This is a genomic window from Methylobacter sp. Wu1, from assembly GCF_036553575.1.
Lineage (GTDB): Bacteria > Pseudomonadota > Gammaproteobacteria > Methylococcales > Methylomonadaceae > Methylobacter.
Genome location: NZ_JAZHOC010000085.1, coordinates 19271 through 38019, shown reverse-complemented (window position 1 = coordinate 38019; position 18749 = coordinate 19271). Strand labels below are relative to the sequence as shown.

18 protein-coding genes are annotated in these 18749 nt (G+C 51.1%); 5 read left to right on the top strand and 13 right to left on the bottom strand.

Annotated features, from left to right (window positions below):
* Nucleotides 1–8: 8 nt before the first annotated feature.
* The 11 genes from vgrG to V2P20_RS19945 all read right to left on the bottom strand — a co-directional run bounded on the left by vgrG (nt 9) and on the right by V2P20_RS19945 (nt 9392).
* Nucleotides 9–1775: a type VI secretion system tip protein VgrG gene (vgrG, locus tag V2P20_RS19995; RefSeq protein WP_331821499.1), complete on the bottom strand. Its 1767-nt coding sequence runs from the start codon at nt 1773–1775 to the stop codon at nt 9–11.
* Complete coding sequence (locus tag V2P20_RS19990; protein WP_331821497.1) at nt 1772–2467, bottom strand: LysM peptidoglycan-binding domain-containing protein; 696 nt, start codon at nt 2465–2467, stop codon at nt 1772–1774. The genes vgrG and V2P20_RS19990 overlap by 4 nt, the downstream gene beginning before the upstream one ends.
* Nucleotides 2467–2652 carry a DUF5908 family protein gene (locus V2P20_RS19985; RefSeq protein WP_331821495.1) on the bottom strand — a complete coding sequence of 62 codons (186 nt, stop codon included), beginning with the start codon at nt 2650–2652 and terminating at the stop codon, nt 2467–2469. Before V2P20_RS19985 ends, V2P20_RS19990 begins: the two co-directional genes overlap by 1 nt.
* Before the next feature lie 20 nt (nt 2653–2672).
* Nucleotides 2673–3110: a phage tail protein gene (locus V2P20_RS19980; protein ID WP_331821493.1), complete on the bottom strand. Its 438-nt coding sequence runs from the start codon at nt 3108–3110 to the stop codon at nt 2673–2675.
* A 12-nt stretch (nt 3111–3122) separates the two neighbouring features.
* Complete coding sequence (locus V2P20_RS19975) at nt 3123–3560, bottom strand: phage tail protein (protein ID WP_331821491.1); 438 nt, start codon at nt 3558–3560, stop codon at nt 3123–3125.
* 52 nt (nt 3561–3612) lie between these two features.
* A complete protein-coding gene (locus tag V2P20_RS19970) occupies nt 3613–5574 on the bottom strand; it encodes a phage tail sheath C-terminal domain-containing protein (protein ID WP_331821489.1) in 1962 nt (653 codons plus the stop codon).
* 23 nt (nt 5575–5597) lie between these two features.
* Nucleotides 5598–5840 carry a hypothetical protein gene (locus V2P20_RS19965; protein WP_331821487.1) on the bottom strand — a complete coding sequence of 81 codons (243 nt, stop codon included), beginning with the start codon at nt 5838–5840 and terminating at the stop codon, nt 5598–5600.
* On the bottom strand, nt 5837–6475 hold the full coding sequence (locus tag V2P20_RS19960; protein WP_331821485.1) for a DUF4255 domain-containing protein: 639 nt from the start codon (nt 6473–6475) through the stop codon (nt 5837–5839). The genes V2P20_RS19965 and V2P20_RS19960 overlap by 4 nt, the downstream gene beginning before the upstream one ends.
* Nucleotides 6476–7556: 1081 nt before the next feature.
* Nucleotides 7557–7766, bottom strand: coding sequence for a dodecin (locus V2P20_RS19955; RefSeq protein ID WP_331821483.1), 210 nt, complete (start codon nt 7764–7766; stop codon nt 7557–7559).
* Nucleotides 7759–8442 (bottom strand): N-acetylmuramate alpha-1-phosphate uridylyltransferase MurU, encoded by a 684-nt coding sequence (gene murU / locus V2P20_RS19950; protein ID WP_331821481.1) that lies wholly within the window; start codon nt 8440–8442, stop codon nt 7759–7761. Before murU ends, V2P20_RS19955 begins: the two co-directional genes overlap by 8 nt.
* Nucleotides 8439–9392 carry a phosphotransferase gene (locus V2P20_RS19945; protein WP_331821479.1) on the bottom strand — a complete coding sequence of 318 codons (954 nt, stop codon included), beginning with the start codon at nt 9390–9392 and terminating at the stop codon, nt 8439–8441. The genes murU and V2P20_RS19945 overlap by 4 nt, the downstream gene beginning before the upstream one ends.
* A gap of 138 nt (nt 9393–9530) precedes the next feature.
* On the opposite strand from V2P20_RS19945, the gene lptD reads away from it, so the two are divergent.
* The 3 genes from lptD to V2P20_RS19930 are packed head-to-tail and all read left to right on the top strand — an operon-like array spanning nt 9531 to nt 14426.
* Nucleotides 9531–12479, top strand: coding sequence for an LPS assembly protein LptD (lptD, locus tag V2P20_RS19940; RefSeq protein ID WP_331821477.1), 2949 nt, complete (start codon nt 9531–9533; stop codon nt 12477–12479).
* A 12-nt stretch (nt 12480–12491) separates the two neighbouring features.
* Complete coding sequence (locus V2P20_RS19935) at nt 12492–13781, top strand: peptidylprolyl isomerase (RefSeq protein ID WP_331821475.1); 1290 nt, start codon at nt 12492–12494, stop codon at nt 13779–13781.
* A 36-nt stretch (nt 13782–13817) separates the two neighbouring features.
* Nucleotides 13818–14426 (top strand): DbpA RNA binding domain-containing protein, encoded by a 609-nt coding sequence (locus tag V2P20_RS19930; protein ID WP_331821473.1) that lies wholly within the window; start codon nt 13818–13820, stop codon nt 14424–14426.
* Here V2P20_RS19930 and V2P20_RS19925 read toward each other — a convergent pair.
* Entirely contained in the window at nt 14423–15055 is a 633-nt protein-coding gene (locus V2P20_RS19925) for an MBL fold metallo-hydrolase (RefSeq protein WP_194969972.1), read from the bottom strand. The genes V2P20_RS19930 and V2P20_RS19925 overlap by 4 nt on opposite strands.
* A gap of 116 nt (nt 15056–15171) precedes the next feature.
* Here V2P20_RS19925 and rnd point away from each other — a divergent pair, with 116 nt between their 5' ends.
* Both rnd and V2P20_RS19915 read left to right on the top strand, forming a co-directional pair.
* Nucleotides 15172–16350: a ribonuclease D gene (gene rnd / locus V2P20_RS19920; RefSeq protein ID WP_331821471.1), complete on the top strand. Its 1179-nt coding sequence runs from the start codon at nt 15172–15174 to the stop codon at nt 16348–16350.
* A 377-nt stretch (nt 16351–16727) separates the two neighbouring features.
* Complete coding sequence (locus tag V2P20_RS19915; RefSeq protein WP_331821469.1) at nt 16728–18116, top strand: OFA family MFS transporter; 1389 nt, start codon at nt 16728–16730, stop codon at nt 18114–18116.
* Between the two features lie 119 nt (nt 18117–18235).
* On the opposite strand, the gene fae is transcribed toward V2P20_RS19915, so the two are convergent.
* Nucleotides 18236–18748, bottom strand: coding sequence for a formaldehyde-activating enzyme (gene fae / locus V2P20_RS19910; RefSeq protein WP_331821597.1), 513 nt, complete (start codon nt 18746–18748; stop codon nt 18236–18238).
* Nucleotide 18749 lies beyond the last annotated feature (1 nt).

Below are 18749 nucleotides of genomic sequence, written 5' to 3'. Positions count from 1 at the left end.
GCTGTCTCCTAATTGATCTGGACCAGGCCGCCCTGAATCACCGTGGTGGCGCTGCCTTTGATGCTGGTGCTGGCGCCGGAGACTTCGGCGCTGCTGGTGCCGGTGGCTTTAAGTGCGGTTTGCGCTTTCAATTCCATGTTCATGCCTTCTTGCTTGATGTCCTGGCTGGCTTTCAGGATCAGGTCTTTGCTGCTTTCAATGACGATGCCGTTATCGTCCAGCGTGATTTTGTTGCCGTTCTGGTCTTCGAAACGTATGCCTTTGTCTTCCTCCGAGAGCAGGATCTTGTTGCCGCCCGGGGTTTCCAGGGTAATAACCTTTTTCTCGTCGTCAAACGTGAGCTTCATTTTTTCGCGGCTGACATAACCCTTGCGGTGGTTATCGTCCTTGGCCGGTTCCGGAGCGGGCTTGGCGCTGCTATGGCACATGCCCAGCACTACCGGGTGGCGCGGGTCGTCGTCAAGAAAACCCACGACGACTTCATCGCCGATTTCGGGGCGGAAAAAGGTGCCGCGTTCCTTGCCTGCATCTAGGGTGGCGATACGGGCCCAGATGCCTTCTTCCGACATGCTGATCGTCGGCACGCGCAGTTTGATGCGGTCTTCGCCGTCCGGGTCATTTTCCAGTACCGTGACAATGCCGATTTGCAGGCCGCTGATGGCCGGCAGTAATCCGGCGGCCGGCAACGGACGCAGATTGAAGGTTTCGGCGCAGATTTCCGGATTCAGGCCCAGTTGCACATCGGTTTCCCAGTTGCCTTTGGCAAAGCCGTGGCGTACTCCTGAAACGTACAATTTGCCTTCAAAGCGCTCGCCGATGCCGGTGATTTCGATCACCTTGTCTGGCATGACGCCGGCAAAGCCTGTAAATTTCGCCCGGCCGCGCACTTTGGCCAGCCGTTCCTTGAGCAGACGGCCATCGGCCCAGGCCTGTAATTCCGGCTGGCTGAGTTTTCCGCCGTGTATCAACGCATGGGGGTCGCCGCCGATGACCTCGGCAAGGGCGCCGGGACTGAGATTGCCGTTGTCGGTGGTGGCCGGTTCGCTGGCGTCGGTGCTGAGGACTTCCTGATCGGCGGCGTTCCAGCTTTGCGCGCTGATGCCGGGGCTTTGCCAGCGGGCGTCGATTTCGGCATCCAGCTCCAGCAGGCTGGCGCCGTATTGCACGCTCAGTACAGAGGCGGCGCTGGCGGCGGGCGGCGCGATGCCGATTTTGCCGTCCTCGATTTTGATGACCATGCCGTTGGCTTCGGCGCGGCAGAGCAGGAAATCCCAATCGCTGGCATCGTATTGCACGACTTGCTTCAGCTCGACCTGAGTGGCGCTGACCTCTTTTTGCAGGCCATAGCCATCGATGACTTCCTCCATGATGTCGCTGTCCTTTTTGTCCAGGTAATAGCGGCTTTTTGCGCCTCCGGTCATTTTCACCGCCTCATCGCGGCAGTCGATGCTCAACTGGCTGCCGTTTTTGCGGATTTTAATGCTGTGTTTGACGATGATGCCTTTGAACACAGTCTCGTTCTGCGCGCGGTAACCGAGCTGGATCTCTATGGCCTTGCCGGGGATGAAATGTTCGGTGTTGCTGGCGGTAAAGGTGCTTTTTGCCGCCTCGCCGTCCTGCAACAGTATCGTGGCGGAAGGGATGCGGTTGAGCTCTCGGCTGACATAGATCGACAGCACATGGAATTCGCCGGAAATTTCTGTGCCGTCGATCAGAATCGCCGCCGTGCAGACATCGGGCGAGGCCGGGGTTGGAATGGTCGATTGGTTAGTCACGAGGCTTTATCGGTTTTGGCCAGCGGCGGAAAGATCAGATCTGTGCCGGGCACGAGATGGCGGAAGTTATGCAGGCCGTTGATCTGGGCGATCTGCAGATAATACTTGGGATCGCCGTAGATGCGCTGACACATCAGCGGCAGGTTGTCGCCGGCCTTGACCTTGCGGATATGGCTAAGATCGGGCGAGCTTTTGTTTTCTTTCAAAGCCCGCTTTTTTTCTTCGATGCTGCCCTTGAATTTGGCTTTGGCGATGGCGCGGATCGGTTGGCCGTCGGGATTGAAGAGCTTGTAGCTGATGCCCAGTTCCACGGCCCGGCCTTTGAACAACAGGTTGCCCCATACCAGTTTCAGGTGGTAAGGCTCGTGCGAATCGCCCTGATAAGCGGTCAGCATTTGCCGGAAGCGGTTGACGTCGTCGAAGATGCCGTCGGGCTTTGGTTTATCGTCGATGATGCCGGTATTATCGAACAGGAATTCGAAGCTGAGTTCTTCCGGCAGCGTGTATTCGAAACGCGATTGCGCGGCGCTGGAGCCCTGGCCCTGACTGTCGGCCGTCTTGACCTTGTAGTCCAGGGTGTAGCTTTCCGGGTTGATCAGGGCTTCGAATTCGGCCTTGGCTTCGGCGCGGCCGCCGCTTTCGGCGTCCTGCGCGGTTTCGAAAGCCAGGATCAGCATCTTTTCCAGGGCCATCAGCGTTCCTTTTTGTTTTGCAGGATCTGCAGAACCTGATCGACGCACTCGGCGATGATGGCGTCCTTGTCGACAGGAGCATTACCTCCGGCCGCACCGCCGCCGGCCGGGCCAGCGGCATTCGGAGTTTGGGCCGTAGCGTCTATCGTGACGTTAATATGCAGCTCTTTGATCTCGATGGGCATAACTTAGCGCAGCCTGTTTACTATTGAATGGTGAAATAGCGGTAGGTCAGTTCCAGGGTTTCGATTACCACCGCGCTTTCGTTGGCGTTCAAGTCGCTGACCAGCCATTTCTTAGGGATGGCATGCGCGATTTTCCAGGTGCGCAGCGGTTCGCTTTTTTCGTTCATCAAGATGACGTTGACGTCAGAGGCTTTGAAGCTGCGCTGATTGAAGGCGTCGAGAAACCACTGCAACACGCTGGAATCGGTCAACATGCCGCGCTTCAGCACCAGATCGGCATATTTGCTGCGTACCGGCAATTTGTGCTCGAAACGGTTTTCGCCGCCTTCCTTATACGTCTCGTAATCGTATTCGACCGACAAACCCGACACCGACTGAAAGCGGGCGTCGTTCTTGTCCTGGCTGATACCGAATTCGACTTTGTAATAAAAGCCCAGCGGAGGGTAGTAATCGACCATGGCGTTTACCGGTTACACCTTCATCAGCTTCAGTCCTTCGTGGGCGATTTCCAGGGTTTCCACCGCGATTTCGTTGGCATCGGATTTCAGATCGGGCGCCGTGACCTTGACCGGAAAACAGCGGGTAGCGGCCCAGGCTGCGACGGGTTCGTGCTTCTCGTTCAGCAGCCGGATCACCAGATCGCGCCGGCCGTTGACGCGCTCGTTGGCGATCTCTTCCAGCCAGGTGTTGTAGTCAAAATCGCCTTCGAATTTACCGCGCTTCAAGGTGATATTGTTGTTCTTGACCATGCCCGGCATGCTGATTTTGTTGAAGTCTTTACTGTCGCTGTGCCGGTATTCGATTTTTTCCCTTTCCATGACAAGGCCGGTCACTTCAGTGAAGCTCATTTTTGCACCGCCCCAGTCGACCTGGAAATGAAATCGGGGAATTGGATATTCTTGTGCCATGATGTTTATCCTTATGCGCTTGATAAATAATAAATCGTTCTAGTACAGTTGCTTAAGATTCAGCCATTTTGTGCGAAAACTGGAGAATGATGAATTCAGCGGGGCGAACGACGGCCATGCCGATTTCGATGATCATGCGCCCTTCAAGAATGTCCAGCGGCGTCATGGTTTTACCCAGCCCCACGGCCACATAAAACGCGTGCTCCGGCTTGATGCCCTGCAATGCGCCCTGGCGCCAGAGCACTGTCAGGAAATTCTCGATCATGGCCTGCAAGCGTACCCAGGTGTTGGCATTGTTGGGTTCAAACACAAATTGCTCGGTCGCTTTTTTGATCGATTCCTCGGCAAAGTTGAAAAAGCGCCGGACATTGACGTACCGCCATTCATTGTCATTGCCGGCCAGGGTGCGCGCGCCGTAAACCAGGGTGCCCTTGCCGGTGAAGCTGCGGATGGCATTGATCGACTTGCCGCTGTTGACGTCGACGTTGAGGGCGTCCAGTTCCGATGCGGTAAACGTATCCTTGGGACCGATGATGGCCGAGATGCCGACATTGGCCGGCGCCTTCCAGACCCCGCGGGTACGGTCGACATAGGCGTAAATGCCCGCTACGGCTCCTGAAGGCGGAATGTTGGTGTTACTGTTTTGCAGTCCGGCCAGGATCGACTTGTACAACGGTGATACCGACTGCAAGGCGTCGTGTTTTTGCTTTTCCAGAACCTGCGCGCCGGCGGCCACGTTAACGAGCCAGGCATTATTGACTTGCTCGAAAACGCTGCGCAGTGATGGAATCACAGCTTCCATGCGCTCGACGTTGTTGCCGGCTGAAAGCGGGATGATGTTGCTGGCAGGCACTGCCGGATTATCCGCAAAAATGCCTCCCCATTCCGCCGCTGTGGGCACGGTGCCTGTACTGAAACGGACAGCGTAGCCATTGCTGGTGATTTTCGCCGCCAGTTCCTTGTCGTAACCGATCAGACTGCTGTAAGTGGCTTTCAGCGTTGAGCTGATCAAAGTCTTGAGATCGTTCTTAAAGCTGGTGTTGCTGGCCGAGCCGGCCGCCGCGCCAACCAGGATATCCAGTTTCCGCGCCACTTCAAAGATGAAGTTGACCAGCGCCCCCAGGTTTGGCGGGGTTTTGTTGGCCTGGTAAGCGCCTTCCAGGGCCGTGAACTGATCGCGCAACGTTTTGGAGGGCGTCGCCAGGGCCTGGCTGGCAGTGGCAATGGTGTTGCCGTCGGCGATGATCTGATCGTACTCGCCGATCAGGGTTTTGGTGGCATTATCGCTGATCAGGTCAGCCAGCTTGAATTTTGTCGAACCGACATACAATACATCCTTGAAGTGACGGTATTGCAGATTTTTAGGAAAATTGACCGTGAGCCAAGGCGAGTAGGACGCGCCGTATTTCAGGTTTTCGTTGCTGAGATTCGAGCGGAATTCGCTGCCTTTGGGGTCATTTTCCTTGAGGTGAAACAGGCCTATGCGGTCCATTAAACTGTTGCATTGCGCAAGCACGGCGCTATAAACCGTGTAGAAGTCGGTGCCAGTGGTGAGCAGTGAATTGTCGGGCAAAACCAGAATGGTCGGTTCGTCGACCGCTTCCAGCGCGGCGATCCCTTTGCCGGCAGCGGTGAATTCGCCGGCGGTTTTGGCGGCCGAATCATAGGTGGCCACGGACACGATGTAGCAATCGCCGCCGCCGTTGGCATAAAACAGCCTCAGACTGTCGTAGAGATAAAACACCGACTGGAGATTGGCCGATTTGAAATTCCTGTTGTCGTCGAGGCGGACATCGGCAACGCTCGGGGTGGCGCCGGCGCCGAAATAGGTTTCGTATTCGGCAATCGAACTGATCTTGGTCGGCTTATTGAGTAAATCGCCCGGAGTCAGCTTGTCCGCTTTTTGGGTATAACCGATAAAGGCAGGGATCGCCGTTTCCACCCCTGCGATTGAAGGGGGAAACTTGGAAATTTCTTCGATATAGACTCCGGGGGTTTTATAAGCTGTTGCCATGTTTTTCACCGTTTAGTTTTAAATTATTCAAAGATTGCGGAGCTAAGTCCTGACGCTTCGGGCGGACCAATTACATCGGGTTGGGATATTCCTAAGCCTTGAGACGGCCTTGTTTTTGCGCTGATTTGAACCGGCATGGTCAAAAAATTCAGCGGCAGTGGCTCGGGCTCAACGGTATCAAACGGCACACTGGCATCATTCAACCCGCAATGATGGAGAATATGCGCCTGAAATAATGGCTGGCAGCGGCTTAAACGTGCGTTCATGATTCTGCTGCCGGTTCTTTGTGGGAGAGTTTCCTGGCCACTTCAGTGACAAGCTTGGCTTCGCTTTGCACCGCAGCGAACTTCATATCCAGCATGCGCAGCATATATATAACAAACGGGTACTGTTTTCCTCCCAGCGTTCCCCATAAATGATTTACCTCCTCCATTGAAGGGGAGTATAAATCAAAGATCAATTTAAACGATTGCAATTGATCGAGAGGGTTATTGGGCGCATTGGCTGTTATTGAGTTGGGGGATACGTTGTCTTGCGTGAATACGTTCTTATATTGAAAAAAACAAATGGCTCTGGACAATGCCAATAACGCATCACTGTAATTGGCGTGAGTGGCTGAAACCAGTATCTGGAGATTGAGAAAAACAGGTGCGTTCTCATATCTGACTTTTAGCAAATCTTTATCGCGCACATAATTGGGCAGATTTTTTAGTGCTTTTTCTTCCCTGATATTAATTATGGATAAGATGAGCATGTCTCTCGCAACCCCGTTATTTCCAGAACCGCTGACAAACCCTTCCGCTAGATTACCTACGCCGACAGCGGGCATAGCCATTTGAAAAACATCATCAAGGTGCCGGTTCATCTCGTTGATTACAATAGTTAATGCATGCGAGATCATCTAAAAAATCCGTCTTATAAAACCTTATTTGTGGATATATAAACAGTATATGTATTAATAACAAATACTAAAATCCATACTAAGAACGCGGCAATTATATTCCGCATTCCATAACTCCCGATATCCTGCCTGCTAAGCTAACGAATATCAGAGATTTAAATTGATCGTAAGTTTTTATTTTATTAATTTTAATCCTGTCAGCAGCCGGATTCACACTTACGTTAAAAATAGCCCCACTATTTTGAAAATAATGATAAGTATATGTTTTATTATTAAAAATACTATGTCATCGTTATTGGTATTTTCGAATTGCTGTATATGCCATGTCCGCAAGAGCGGGTTGAATCAAGAAAACTGGGATATAAAATACCAATATTTAATAAATTTTTTCGTCGCTATTTTTTTACTCTTAAAATTGATAATAGTCAATTATTTTCAATTTTTGAAAACTGGCAATATTTAATTAATTGTAATTACTGAATAAATTTAAGAGTAAGTAATGATATTCGATAGGAGTGGGATTACTGAGGTTCTATCGTAAATATCCATTTTACAACCAGGATGCCTACAGTAGCGGTTGCCAGACTGCAGGTATGAAGGAATTAGAGCCTCGCTGGAGAGATTGGCGAGAAGGCGAGGCAGGAAATCTAAAAAGGAGAGAAACTATTTAATGCCTGTAGGAGCGACTTCAGTCGCCAACAAGGCATAAAAAGTGATTGAAGCTGGTCCGAAAGGTAAAGACTGGCTTGAGGCAGGAGACGTTATTTTTTTAAAGCTTGTTTCATTTATGTGCTCCTAGTCCAGGTTGGCGGCAAACGTCGCGATCACTCAAATCTGCGGAGCCTCTGTCTCTATGCGAGCAACGTGGTGCCGTCGGAAAGTTTGCCTTATTTCGTATGACTAAACGTTTCGGCAAATGCTCGGCCTGACGCTTTGGGGATTAGCCAGTTTTCTGTTCTGCATCGAACGACGAGGCCAGTTCTTGCACTGCAATGCGTTATGGCATAAGCCTATCAATCACAATAAGCGAACAGTTTACTGTCTTTCCCAAATTAGCACGAAAGCGCGATAGTTAATATCGTTATTCGGTCAGTGCAAATCCGATTTTTATGGTAACCTGCCAATGGGCAACCTTGCCATTCTCTATATTGCCGCGCGTCTCGACGACTTCAAACCAGCGCATGTCATGGATGGTTTTGGAGGCCTTGCTGATAGCGTTTTCGATGGCATCCTGCATGCTGACGGTTGAGGAGCCTGTCAGTTCTATTTTTTTATAAATATGATCAGTCATGATTGCTCTCTCTTTGCGTGTAATAAAGGTCCAGTTCTTTAAGGCGCTGCGGCGTACCTATATCCATCCAGAAGCCGTCGAATTTTTGTCCCGATACCCTGCGTTCCGACATGGCTGCTCGCAGCAATGGCGCCAGTTTGCTTTTTCCGACCGGCATATTGCTGAATAGTTCAGGCCGATAGAGACCGATACCGCTAAAGGTGAATTTCTCGGCGCCGTTTTCAACGACATTGCCGGCACTGTCAAGGCCAAAATCTCCCTGCCTGTTGTGCTCAGGATTGCCGACTAAAATCAGATGAGCCAGATCAATATTCAGGCTGTTCAGTTCATTGAACGGAAAGTCTGTGGCGATATCGCCGTTGACGACTAAAAAGGCATCATCGCCCAATAAGGGCAGGGCGTTGATGATGCCGCCGGCTGTTTCCAGGCCTTCTTCGCCTTCGGGCGAATATCTGATGGCGGCGCCGAACCGATCGCCGTTGCCGAGACGCTCTTCAATTTGCCGGCCCAGGTGGGCGTGGTTGATGATGATTTCATGGAAGCCGGCCGCTACGAGCTGCGCGATCGTATGTTCGATAAGCGGCTTGCCGGCCGCGGCCAGCAGGGGTTTGGGCGTATGGTCGGTCAAAGGGCGCATTCTTTCGCCGCGCCCGGCCGCTAAAATCATGGCTTTCATAGTTTGGGCAAGACCTGTCCGTGAAGAAACCGTCCAAAATCGGCCAGCTCAGGATAAGCTGCGCAAACGGCGGTGACGTAATTCAGCGTGCGCGGTATGTCTTTCAGATAACCGGATTTGTTATCACGGATGTGCAGGCGCGAAAAAATGCCGATGGCTTTCAGGTGCCGCTGCATGCCCATCAGGTCGAACCAGCGTTTAAAGCGAGGCAGATCGCAATCGATAAGGCCTGCCTGCAGGAGTCGCTGGTAATAGTGCGTCATCCATTGCTCAACCTGTGGTGTGGGCCAGGCTATATAACAGTCGCGCAGCAACGACACCAGGTCATAGGTAACAGGCCCGATAACGGCATCCTGAAAATCGATCACGCCGGGCGAGTCGGCGTCCAGCACCATCAAATTGCGCGAATGATAATCGCGGTGGACGCACGTTGTCGGTTGTTCCAGTGCCGATGCGATCAGTATGTCATGCACGTTGCTTCGTAGCGGCTCAGGCATGGCGATGTCCAGTGACTGTTCCAAGAACCAGTCGTCGAAAATGGCCAGCTCTCTCTTCAGCAGCGGCTCGTCATAGGCTGGCAGGCCGCTGTCGAGCTGCGGCGTATTGGTTTGCAGTTTGAACAGGCTGTCGAAAGCGCTTTGATATAAACCGGCAGCTGTATTTTCATTCAATTGATCGAGAAAGCACTGCGAACCGAAATCTTCAAGCAACAGAAAACCGTCACTGAGATTCTGCCGGAATATCGTGGGCACATTGACCTGGGAACGCGCCAGCAGGTCAGCGATTCTGACGAAGGGCTCGACCTTTTCCTGGGGCGGCGGGGCATCCATGACAATGAATTGTCCTTGTGGCGCTTTAATTCTGAAGTAGCGCCGGAAGCTGGCGTCACTGGAGGCGGGTTCACAAGAATGGATATCCAATAGCAGATCATTTTCGAGCCAGTCGAGCATGGATAGTGCTCTTAAGTCTTCAGGCATCATGTGGAATAGTGGAGTTTAGTTATAATGCTGCGGCAAATTAAGGTAAAATGTCTAATTCAGCATTTTATTCGATTTGTGATTCACTAAGCTACTAAACTTCTATCCTCTATGCGTCGCCGCTTATTCCTGGTCTTTTTACCCTCTCTCTACACATCTGCCGGTTCTGCCAACGAAGCAGCCTGGAATTGCGAACAAAGCAAAGACGGCAAGGGATGGGTTTGCGTGGGCGAAGCAAAACCAGCCGAGAAAGCAAGCGAGGCGCAGGCACCGGCTCAGACTGCGCCAGTTAAGGAAGCGCAGCCTTCGGCAATTCCCGAGCCAATTCAGAGTGTGCAGCAGCCGGCTGCCCCCGAGCCCGCTCAAGCAACCCGACCCGTTACGCCTGAGCCTGTCCAGGATGCTGAGCCGGCCTTGGCGAAGCCCGATGAAGATGTCAAGCCGGCTGAGACCGAATCCGTGGAAAATGAACAGTCGGTGATACACGAACAGGATAAGCGGCAGGTTATAGTCAAGCGCCCGGTCATCACTGATGCCAACGAGCCTGTTCCGGTTGAGATAAAAGGTACTGAAAACAAAACCGCCAGAGTTACTGAAAAGCAGCTGCAACCGGGATGGAGTTGTGCGCCCGGCGAGGAGAATCAGAACTGGAGCTGTAATCTGGTCGGCACTGATCCAAAAGGCCAGGCGCAGGTTGTCCAAAACGATGAGAGTCAGAATCGTCTGCTGGAACCGGCCTTCGATTCGCAGCAGGAGCGGGTCTTTAACACCTTGCAGACGCAGCTGAAATATGATCCGTGGGCAAACTGTTCGGTCGATACGCCGGTATCGCCGCAGTTTGTGCCGGAAAAACACTTGCGCGAAACGTCACCGTTGGAGGTCCGGTCGGACTATTCGGAGCTTTTCGATACTGAAATCAGCAGTTATTGGGGCAATGTCCAGATACACCGAGCCGATCAGCATATCCTGGCGGATACGGCGACTTATGATACGGTTTCGGAAACAGTTGACCTGCAAGGCGATGTTTATTACAGCGAAGATGAATTGGCTTTATACAGCGATACGGCCATGCTCAATTTAGCTACCGATCAGGCCAAACTAAGGGATACGGTGTTTATATCGCCGGCCGCGCCGATCAGAGGGCGGGCGAAAGCCGTTTACCGCGACAGCAAGGAGTTGTCGCGCTATAAAGATGTTGCCTACACCAGTTGTCGCCCCGGCAATCAGGATTGGGTGGTCCATGCGTCCGAACTTAAAATGAGCGATGTAACCGGTAAAGGCTCGGCCAACGATGCCTGGCTGGAATTTAAAGGCGTGCCGGTATTTTATTCGCCCTATCTTTCGTTTCCTATCGATGACAGAAGGATATCGGGCTTTCTGGCGCCTTCTTTTGGTAGTACGCAGGACGCCGGATTCAATATTTCAGTGCCTTATTACTGGAATATCGCACCTAATTATGATGCGACGTTAAGGCCTCGTTATCTGACAAAAAGAGGCATTTTACTGGCAGGCGATTTCCGTTATCTGACTCATATGACAAGGGGTAAGGCAAGTCTCGAATTTATGCCTGATGATTCCTTGCGCGATGAATCCCGGTACTTTGCAAGACTTTTGAACGATGCCCAGTTTACTAGGCATATCAGTTCACATATGGATCTCAATTATGTATCTGATAAGGATTACTTCAATGAATTAGGCAATGCGGTAAGCTTGACCAACTTAAGTTATTTATATAGCCAGGCAGATATCAAATACATTAATGAAGGCGTCTCTTTCATCAATCGCGTGGATAATTATCAAAATATTGATAAAGCCATAGCGCCGCAGAATCGACCTTATCGGCGATTGCCTCAGAGTATATTGAACCTGAGTCGCAGCTTCGATTTCATGCCGCTCGATACGGGTATGAACGCCGAATTTGTTTATTTTCAGCATGAAAAACTGGTCAATGGTCAGCGATTTAACGTTAAGCCGTCAGTCAGTTTTCCGATGGAAACCGCCGGTGCTTTTTTAAAGCCCAAGCTTTCCTTTCAGTACACGCAATATGAGTTAAGCGAGCAGCAACCTGTAAATATAGGCCAGCCGGATTCCATTTCCAGAGCGCTGCCTATAGCTTCTGTCGACAGCGGCCTGTTCTTTGAGCGCGATTTCGATTTCGGCGGAAGCGCTTTTACACATACGATAGAGCCAAGGTTATTCTATCTTTATATTCCTAAGAAAAATCAGGACAATATTCCATTGTTCGATACTTCGCTCTACGATTTCAATTTCAGCAGCTTGTTCAGAGAGAACCGCTTCAGCGGTAGCGACAGGGTACAGGATGCCAACCAGGTTACGGCCGCCGTTACTTCACGTCTGATTGATCCTGAAACCGGCAAACAAAGGCTAAGATTCGATATCGGCGAGATTTTCTATTTCCGGGATAGAGAAGTCGGTTTGTGCGGCGGTAATTATTACTCGCCATTATGCAGGGTTGACAGACCGATTGAAACCGGCAACTTTTCGAACCTGGTGAGTGAACTAAATGTCCAGTTTACGGATCATTTATCGGTTGACAGCGGCCTTCAATGGAATCCCGATATAAACGACGTCGTCAGAGGCGACGTCGCGCTTCACTATATCAATCAACCTGATGAGATTATCAATTTAGGTTATCGGTATAGAAAAAACACGGTAGTGACTTTTTCCGACCGGCGCAATGATATTATCCAGAGCGACATTTCATTCCATTGGCCTGTATATAATGACTGGTATGCGGTGGGCCGCTGGCAATACTCCTTGCTTAATAATGCCACGCGGGAGAGTTTCATTGGCGTCGAAAAAGAAAACTGTTGCTGGCGTTTCCGCCTGATCGGTCGTCGTTGGGTTAACAGTGCCATCGTTAATGCGTTTGGCGATACGGCTGTCAGTGATCTTGAGTTAAGCGCGCTCGATGTAGAAGGTGAAAGCCAGACTGGCGTGTTCTTCCAAGTAGAGCTTAAAGGCTTGACCGGCGTTGGAGAAAAACTGGATGAGTTCTTCCAGCAGAATATTTATGGTTATCGGAAACCGGAAAAATAATTTTCAGAAAATATGAAAAGATTGATTGTACCTGTACTGTTGTGTAGTTCATTTTTCAGCAGTTATGCCGCGCACGCTGAAGTGCTGGATAAAATTATCGCCGTCGTTGAGGATGATGTCATTCTTGACCGTGAACTGGAGCGGGAGGCGGCCGCTGTAAGGCAGCGAATCGAGGCATCCAACGCCGCTATGCCGCCGAGTTTTATCCTGCGCAAGCAAGTGCTGGAAAGAATGATTGTCGATAAGTTGCAGCGTCAATTGGCCGAGAGAGCCGGCATTACGGTCGGTGAGGAAATGCTGAACAGCCAGGCAGCCGAGATCGCCCAAAGAAATAATATGGACCTGCCTGAGTTTCGGTCTGAACTGGAAAGGCAGGGCATCAGCTATCAAAGCTTTCTGGACAATATACGCAATGAAATTATCATCAGCCAATTGCGCGGCAGGGAGATAGGCGGACGCATTAAAGTGACCGACAAAGAGGTCGAGCACTACATGGAAACGCAGGACAAGATTGGCGAAGAGGCTACCCAATATCATCTCGGCCATATACTGATCGCCGTTCAGGAAGCTGCATCCGCGAAGGAGATACAAAAGGCCAGGGCCAAGGCCGACGGTCTGGTTGAAAAACTGCGCGCGGGCGAGGACTTCACCGAAGCCGCAATGACGTATTCAGATGGCGACAATGCCCTGAAAGGCGGCGATTTAGGTTGGCGGTCCATGGGCGATATACCGACCATGTTTGCCGAGGAGGTCGGTAAAATGAAGCCGGGCGATATAGCCGATCCTATCCGCAGCCCCAGCGGTTTTCATATCGTCAAGTTACTGGAGCAAAAAGGTGCTTTGGATCACCATATGGTAACCAAAACCAAGGTCCGCCATATTTTGATAAAAACCAATGAATTAATTGACGATGCCGAAGCAAGAAAACGCCTGCTCGCACTAAAAGAGCGGCTGGCCAACGGCGAGGATTTCGCAGCGCTGGCGCGCGCTCATTCTGATGATAAAGGCTCGGCAATAAAAGGCGGCGGCCTCGATTGGGTGGGACCAGGCGATCTGGTGAAGCCGTTCGAGGAAGCCATGACAAAACTGTCCGTCAATGAAGTCAGCGAGCCAGTGCAAACACAGTTCGGCTGGCATTTGATTCAAGTGCTGGATCGGGAAAACAAAGACAATAGTGCCGAGTTCAAAAAGAATCTGGTCAGGGATGCCATACGCAAACGGAAAATTGAAGAAGAAACCGAGCTTTGGGTGCGCAGGCTGCGTGATGAAGCATTTGTGGAAATTTATCAGGATAGGCTCTAAAGTATCGCGATTAACAGTGATCGATTGTAAAACAGGATGAATGACAGGAATAGTATAACGGCGGAGCCGGTCAGCCAAACCGAACCGTTGAAAAATCGCTTGCAGCAGATTCTAAACAGCGAGAATCTGGAGCCCTATCGCGCCCTGCTCAGCGTTATAGCCGCTGAACTGGATGCGGATATCTTGGATTGCGCTGCGGCGCTGGTGTATTTAAATCAGCCGGAGGCAGCCAGACTTCCTGCCGCTTCACGGGAAGAGCAAAAGGCAGCGATAAGGGTGTTGCCGCCGCTTAATCTGCCGCCCATCAAGATGGTGCGTTATCGTCTGGATGTAGGGCGAATCCATCAGGTTACAGCGGAAGAGATCAAAAAGGTGCTGGTTGAAGAATCCGGTGTTGATAAAAATAATATCAACAGGGTGGATATACACGGTTTATATACTATTATTGAATTACCGGCCGGTATGCCGCCGGATATATTCCAGCACCTGAAAACGGTGGAAATCAACCAACAAAAATTGAACATAGCGCGGATAAAAGCGCGCAGCGGTAAAAAGCGCGGAAAAAGCAATTTTCGGCGGGGGGGACGCCAGCGTAATCCTCAGTCGGATAGCCAAAATACGGATCTATCCGGCGTAGGCTGCTAAATACCGACATAAGGATTATGGCGCATTTCCTCGCCAAACGTAGACATCGGGCCATGGCCGGGAATAAACGCGACCTGTTCACCCAAAGGCCACAAATTGTTTTTTATGGAACTGATCAATGTATGAAAATCGCCTTTAGGAAAATCGGTTCGGCCGATTGATCCTCTAAACAACACGTCGCCCACAATCGCCAGTTGGGATTGACGGTGATAAAAAACCACATGGCCGGGCGTATGTCCCGGACAATGCAAGACCTCCAGCATTTCTTCGCCGAATGAGACCTTATCGCCATGCGCCAGCCAGCGTGTCGGCGTAAATTCATGACAGACAGGAAAACCGAAAGTCTGACATTGAGCCGCAATTGCATCAATCCAGAACTGGTCATCGCGGTGAGGACCGATAATAGGAATATCGAATAAAGAGGCCAGTTCATAAGTGCCTCCGATGTGATCGAGATGGCCATGGGTCAGCAAGACAGATTCCAGCACCGCTTTTTCTTGCTTGACGGCGTCCAGAATCAAATCGACATCGCCGCCCGGGTCGACGACAGCGGCCTTGCCGGTTCGCTCGCAAATCAGTAAAGAACAGTTTTGCTGAAAGGCCGTGACGGGAATAATGCGGTATTTCATATCGGCAGACTATTAAATAAAAAAATTTTACCATCAACCTGCAAATATGCAGCGTATTAGATCAAATTCGGCGCCAAGAGTAGGTTAAAGAACAAAAAGCTGTTATTGTAATTACTATGACTACTATTCAATATATTGATACCCCGGAAAAGCTGAGCGCCTTGTGTCAGCAAATTTTAAAAGAGCCCTGGCTGGCACTGGATACCGAGTTTTTAAGAGAAAAAACCTATTTTCCAAAGTTCTGCCTGCTGCAGATCGCTACACCCGAGTGGGTGGCTTGCGTCGATCCTATCGCATTGCCTGATTTGAGCGAGCTGTTCGATGTCTTGTACAATCCTTCCATCGTCAAAGTTTTTCATTCCAGCCGGCAGGACCTGGAGATTTTCTATCAGTTAAGAGGCTGTATTCCCGAGCCGATTTTCGATACGCAAATAGCCGCGCCTTTGCTTGGGTTTCAGGATAATCCCGGTTATGCCATGCTGGTTTCGAGCTTCCTGAATATCAATCTCAGTAAAGCCCATACGCGCACCGACTGGACCGTGCGCCCTTTAAGCGAAGAACAGTTGCGCTATGCCGCCGATGATGTGATTTATCTCTGTCAGGTTTACATGATCATGTGCGAAAAGCTTCAGGAGCTTGGACGTCTGGACTGGCTGAAAAGCGATTTTGAGTTATTGAAAGATTCCGAACTTTACCTGGTCTCGCCGGAAAAGGCCTGGCTGAAAGTCAAAGGTAAAAACAAACTGACAGGCAGACAGCTGTCGATCGTTCAGACATTATGCGAGTGGCGCGAACGTACCGCGCAGATTGAAGACAGACCCAGAAGCTGGCTCATGCGCGATGATCTGTTGCTTGAGCTGGCCAAGCTTCAGCCCGACAGCGTCAATGCTCTGGCCAAGGTGCGGGGCATCAATGAGCGCACTGTCAACCGTTACGGAAAAGTGCTGTGCCAGTTGATCAATGAGGCCAGGCAGCGTCCGCCTATCCCTCTGAACGAGAAAGGCAGGCCTGCCAGAAAGACGCAACAGCAGGAAGCCATACTGGATATTTTAACGGCATTGGTCAGAATACGGGCCGATGAAAATTCGTTGAATCCGGCCATCCTTGCCACGCGCAAAGATCTGGAAGTGCTGCTGTTCAATGAGGATGACGACTGTCCGTTGCTGCATGGCTGGCGTTTTAGCATGGCCGGCAAAGAGCTGGTCGGATTGCTGAAGGGCGATCTTTTGATCGGAATCGAATCCGACAAGCTCAATATAGTCAACAAGACATCTTTTTCAGATGCCGCTCAATAACCAAAGTATACGTAGCATGGGCGGCATTCGAAATGCCGGGTTTAGCAGCCTGGACTGTCCCGCTGCCCTGCCAAAATCAAAGCGAAATCCACTGTAGGGTACGCATCGCGTACCTGTTCAGGGTTTTTCGGCACACCACAAGTCCGGAAAGGTACGCGGTGCGTACCCTACAAAGCTTTTCAAGCCTTACCTTGCCGCCAATATTTCCGAAACCCTTCAAAATGTAACGCCTCCTTTCGGCATAAATTTAAAAATATAGCCGCGTGCAGTAAAATAGCCGTCCCAAATTCTCCGTCGCGTTAGCGTTGGAGGTCTATTGTCTGCTGGATTCATGCCGGCCTTCATATAAAAGCAAATAAAAAACAGGAAGAAAATTTATGAACACAACGGGGGCGACGTCTTTTTTGTCAAGAGACAGGACGATTGCAAAATCGGATTTTAATCGTTGGCTGGTTGCCCCTGCGGCCCTGGCTGTACATCTCTGCATAGGGCAGGTTTATGCGTTCAGCGTATTCAATTTGCCATTGACCAAAGTACTGGGCGTAACCGAATCCTTGCCCGAGGACTGGAAATTGACAGAACTGGGCTGGATTTTCAGCCTCGCCATCGTGTTTCTGGGGCTGTCGGCGGCTTTTGCCGGCAAATGGCTGGAAAAAGTCGGGCCGCGTGTCACGATGTTCTGCGCCGCGCTGTGCTTTAGCTGCGGCTTCTTTATTTCCGCGACTGGCGTCTGGCTGCATGCGATCTGGATGCTCTATGTGGGCTATGGTGTCCTGGGCGGCATCGGGTTGGGGCTGGGGTATGTCTCTCCGGTTTCGACGCTGATCAAATGGTTTCCCGATCGACGCGGCATGGCGACCGGACTGGCGATCATGGGGTTCGGCGGCGGCGCAATGATCGGTGCGCCTCTGGGCGTGTTTCTGATGAAGCATTTCGCTTCAGAAACATCTGTCGGCGTTGCAGAGACCTTCATGACGATGGGCGCGCTTTATCTGGTTATCATGATGCTGGGCGCATTTTCGATCCGGCTGCCGACTGAAGGCTGGATGCCCGAAGGTTTTCAACCATCAGTCAAAAAAAGCAAGCTGATCACGAACAATCACGTGCATGTTGATCAGGCGCTGAAAACACCGCAGTTTTACCTGTTATGGCTGGTATTATGCCTGAATGTGACGGCAGGCATCGGCGTGCTGGGTCAGGCTTCGGCCATGAGTCAGGAGATGTTCAAAGACCAGTTCACGCCCGAAAAGGCCGCGGCGTTTGTCAGCCTCCTGAGTTTGTTCAATATGGGCGGGCGCTTTGTCTGGTCCACGCTGTCCGATTATCTGGGCAGGAAAAATACCTATTTCATATTCTTTGTGCTGGGCTGCGCGCTGTATTCCAGCGTGCCTTATACCGGTCAGATGCACAATGTCGCGCTGTTCGTCGCCTGTTATGCGGTCATCATGAGCATGTATGGCGGCGGATTCTCAACCATACCGGCTTATCTGGCCGATATTTTCGGCACCAAGTACGTCGGCGCGATTCACGGCAGATTGCTGACGGCCTGGTCGACGGCCGGCGTCGCAGGTCCCGTGCTGGTCAATTATCTGCGCGAAAGCCAGATTGCGCAGGGCGTCGCAAAGGCCGATGCCTACAATATGACCATGCATATCATGGCCGGGATATTGGTGGTGGGCTTTTTGTGCAACTTGGCTATCAGGGCCGTTGATGAAAAGCATCATATCAAGCACGATGAAGTCAATGATGAATACGATAGTCTGTAGCCAATAAATTGAATAGCGAACCACGAAGAAAAACAAGGCTGGGCTTCGCTCGCTCTGTGTTCTTCGTGGTTATGACACTAGGGTCTATTCAGCGCCTAAAAACGCGGCCGCAAGGCCGATCAGTCATGAGCCGCCAGCGGATGGTGCACGACATTTTCCTGAGCGATCACTTCTTCCGGCGACGGCTGGCATTCAACCGCGCGCTTGATTGCCAGCATTGTGGCTTCGTAATTCCAGTCCTGAATTTTATCGTCGTCCTTGGCGTCCCAGTGAATAAAAACGCCGACACTAATAAAGATATCGCCGGCTTCTTCCAACGGTATGATGCCGGCTTTTACACTGTCGGTAACGGCTTTGGCGACGCCGCGCTGGGCCGGGCCGAACATTTGCGTGGCCTGTTTCGCGTCTTTGATTTCCACTTTATTGAACAAGATCGTATTGGGCTTGGCCATGAGGTTCGGGGCCACCAGCGCCAATAAAGCGTTATCCCCGCGTTTTTGATTGGTCAGCGCGATACAGAACGCCGTTTCCGCAGCACTGCCTCGCGGCCCCATGACCAAATCGACATGCGCCACTTCATCACCTTCACCTACAAGAGCTTCACCTACCAGTACTTTGTCTATTTTTGACATT

What these genes read in the sequence shown, in the direction of transcription:
- V2P20_RS19990 (WP_331821497.1), bottom strand. Translation starts at nt 2,467, where the DNA reads ATGGCCCTGGAAAAGATGCTGATCCTGGCTTTCGAAACCGCGCAGGAC.
- V2P20_RS19985 (WP_331821495.1), bottom strand. Translation starts at nt 2,652, where the DNA reads ATGCCCATCGAGATCAAAGAGCTGCATATTAACGTCACGATAGACGCT.
- V2P20_RS19980 (WP_331821493.1), bottom strand. Translation starts at nt 3,110, where the DNA reads ATGGTCGATTACTACCCTCCGCTGGGCTTTTATTACAAAGTCGAATTC.
- V2P20_RS19975 (WP_331821491.1), bottom strand. Translation starts at nt 3,560, where the DNA reads ATGGCACAAGAATATCCAATTCCCCGATTTCATTTCCAGGTCGACTGG.
- V2P20_RS19970 (WP_331821489.1), bottom strand. Translation starts at nt 5,574, where the DNA reads ATGGCAACAGCTTATAAAACCCCCGGAGTCTATATCGAAGAAATTTCC.
- V2P20_RS19965 (WP_331821487.1), bottom strand. Translation starts at nt 5,840, where the DNA reads ATGAACGCACGTTTAAGCCGCTGCCAGCCATTATTTCAGGCGCATATT.
- V2P20_RS19960 (WP_331821485.1), bottom strand. Translation starts at nt 6,475, where the DNA reads ATGATCTCGCATGCATTAACTATTGTAATCAACGAGATGAACCGGCAC.
- V2P20_RS19955 (WP_331821483.1), bottom strand. Translation starts at nt 7,766, where the DNA reads ATGACTGATCATATTTATAAAAAAATAGAACTGACAGGCTCCTCAACC.
- murU (WP_331821481.1), bottom strand. Translation starts at nt 8,442, where the DNA reads ATGAAAGCCATGATTTTAGCGGCCGGGCGCGGCGAAAGAATGCGCCCT.
- V2P20_RS19945 (WP_331821479.1), bottom strand. Translation starts at nt 9,392, where the DNA reads ATGCTCGACTGGCTCGAAAATGATCTGCTATTGGATATCCATTCTTGT.
- lptD (WP_331821477.1), top strand. Translation starts at nt 9,531, where the DNA reads ATGCGTCGCCGCTTATTCCTGGTCTTTTTACCCTCTCTCTACACATCT.
- V2P20_RS19935 (WP_331821475.1), top strand. Translation starts at nt 12,492, where the DNA reads ATGAAAAGATTGATTGTACCTGTACTGTTGTGTAGTTCATTTTTCAGC.
- V2P20_RS19930 (WP_331821473.1), top strand. Translation starts at nt 13,818, where the DNA reads ATGAATGACAGGAATAGTATAACGGCGGAGCCGGTCAGCCAAACCGAA.
- V2P20_RS19925 (WP_194969972.1), bottom strand. Translation starts at nt 15,055, where the DNA reads ATGAAATACCGCATTATTCCCGTCACGGCCTTTCAGCAAAACTGTTCT.
- rnd (WP_331821471.1), top strand. Translation starts at nt 15,172, where the DNA reads ATGACTACTATTCAATATATTGATACCCCGGAAAAGCTGAGCGCCTTG.
- V2P20_RS19915 (WP_331821469.1), top strand. Translation starts at nt 16,728, where the DNA reads ATGAACACAACGGGGGCGACGTCTTTTTTGTCAAGAGACAGGACGATT.
- fae (WP_331821597.1), bottom strand. Translation starts at nt 18,748, where the DNA reads ATGTCAAAAATAGACAAAGTACTGGTAGGTGAAGCTCTTGTAGGTGAA.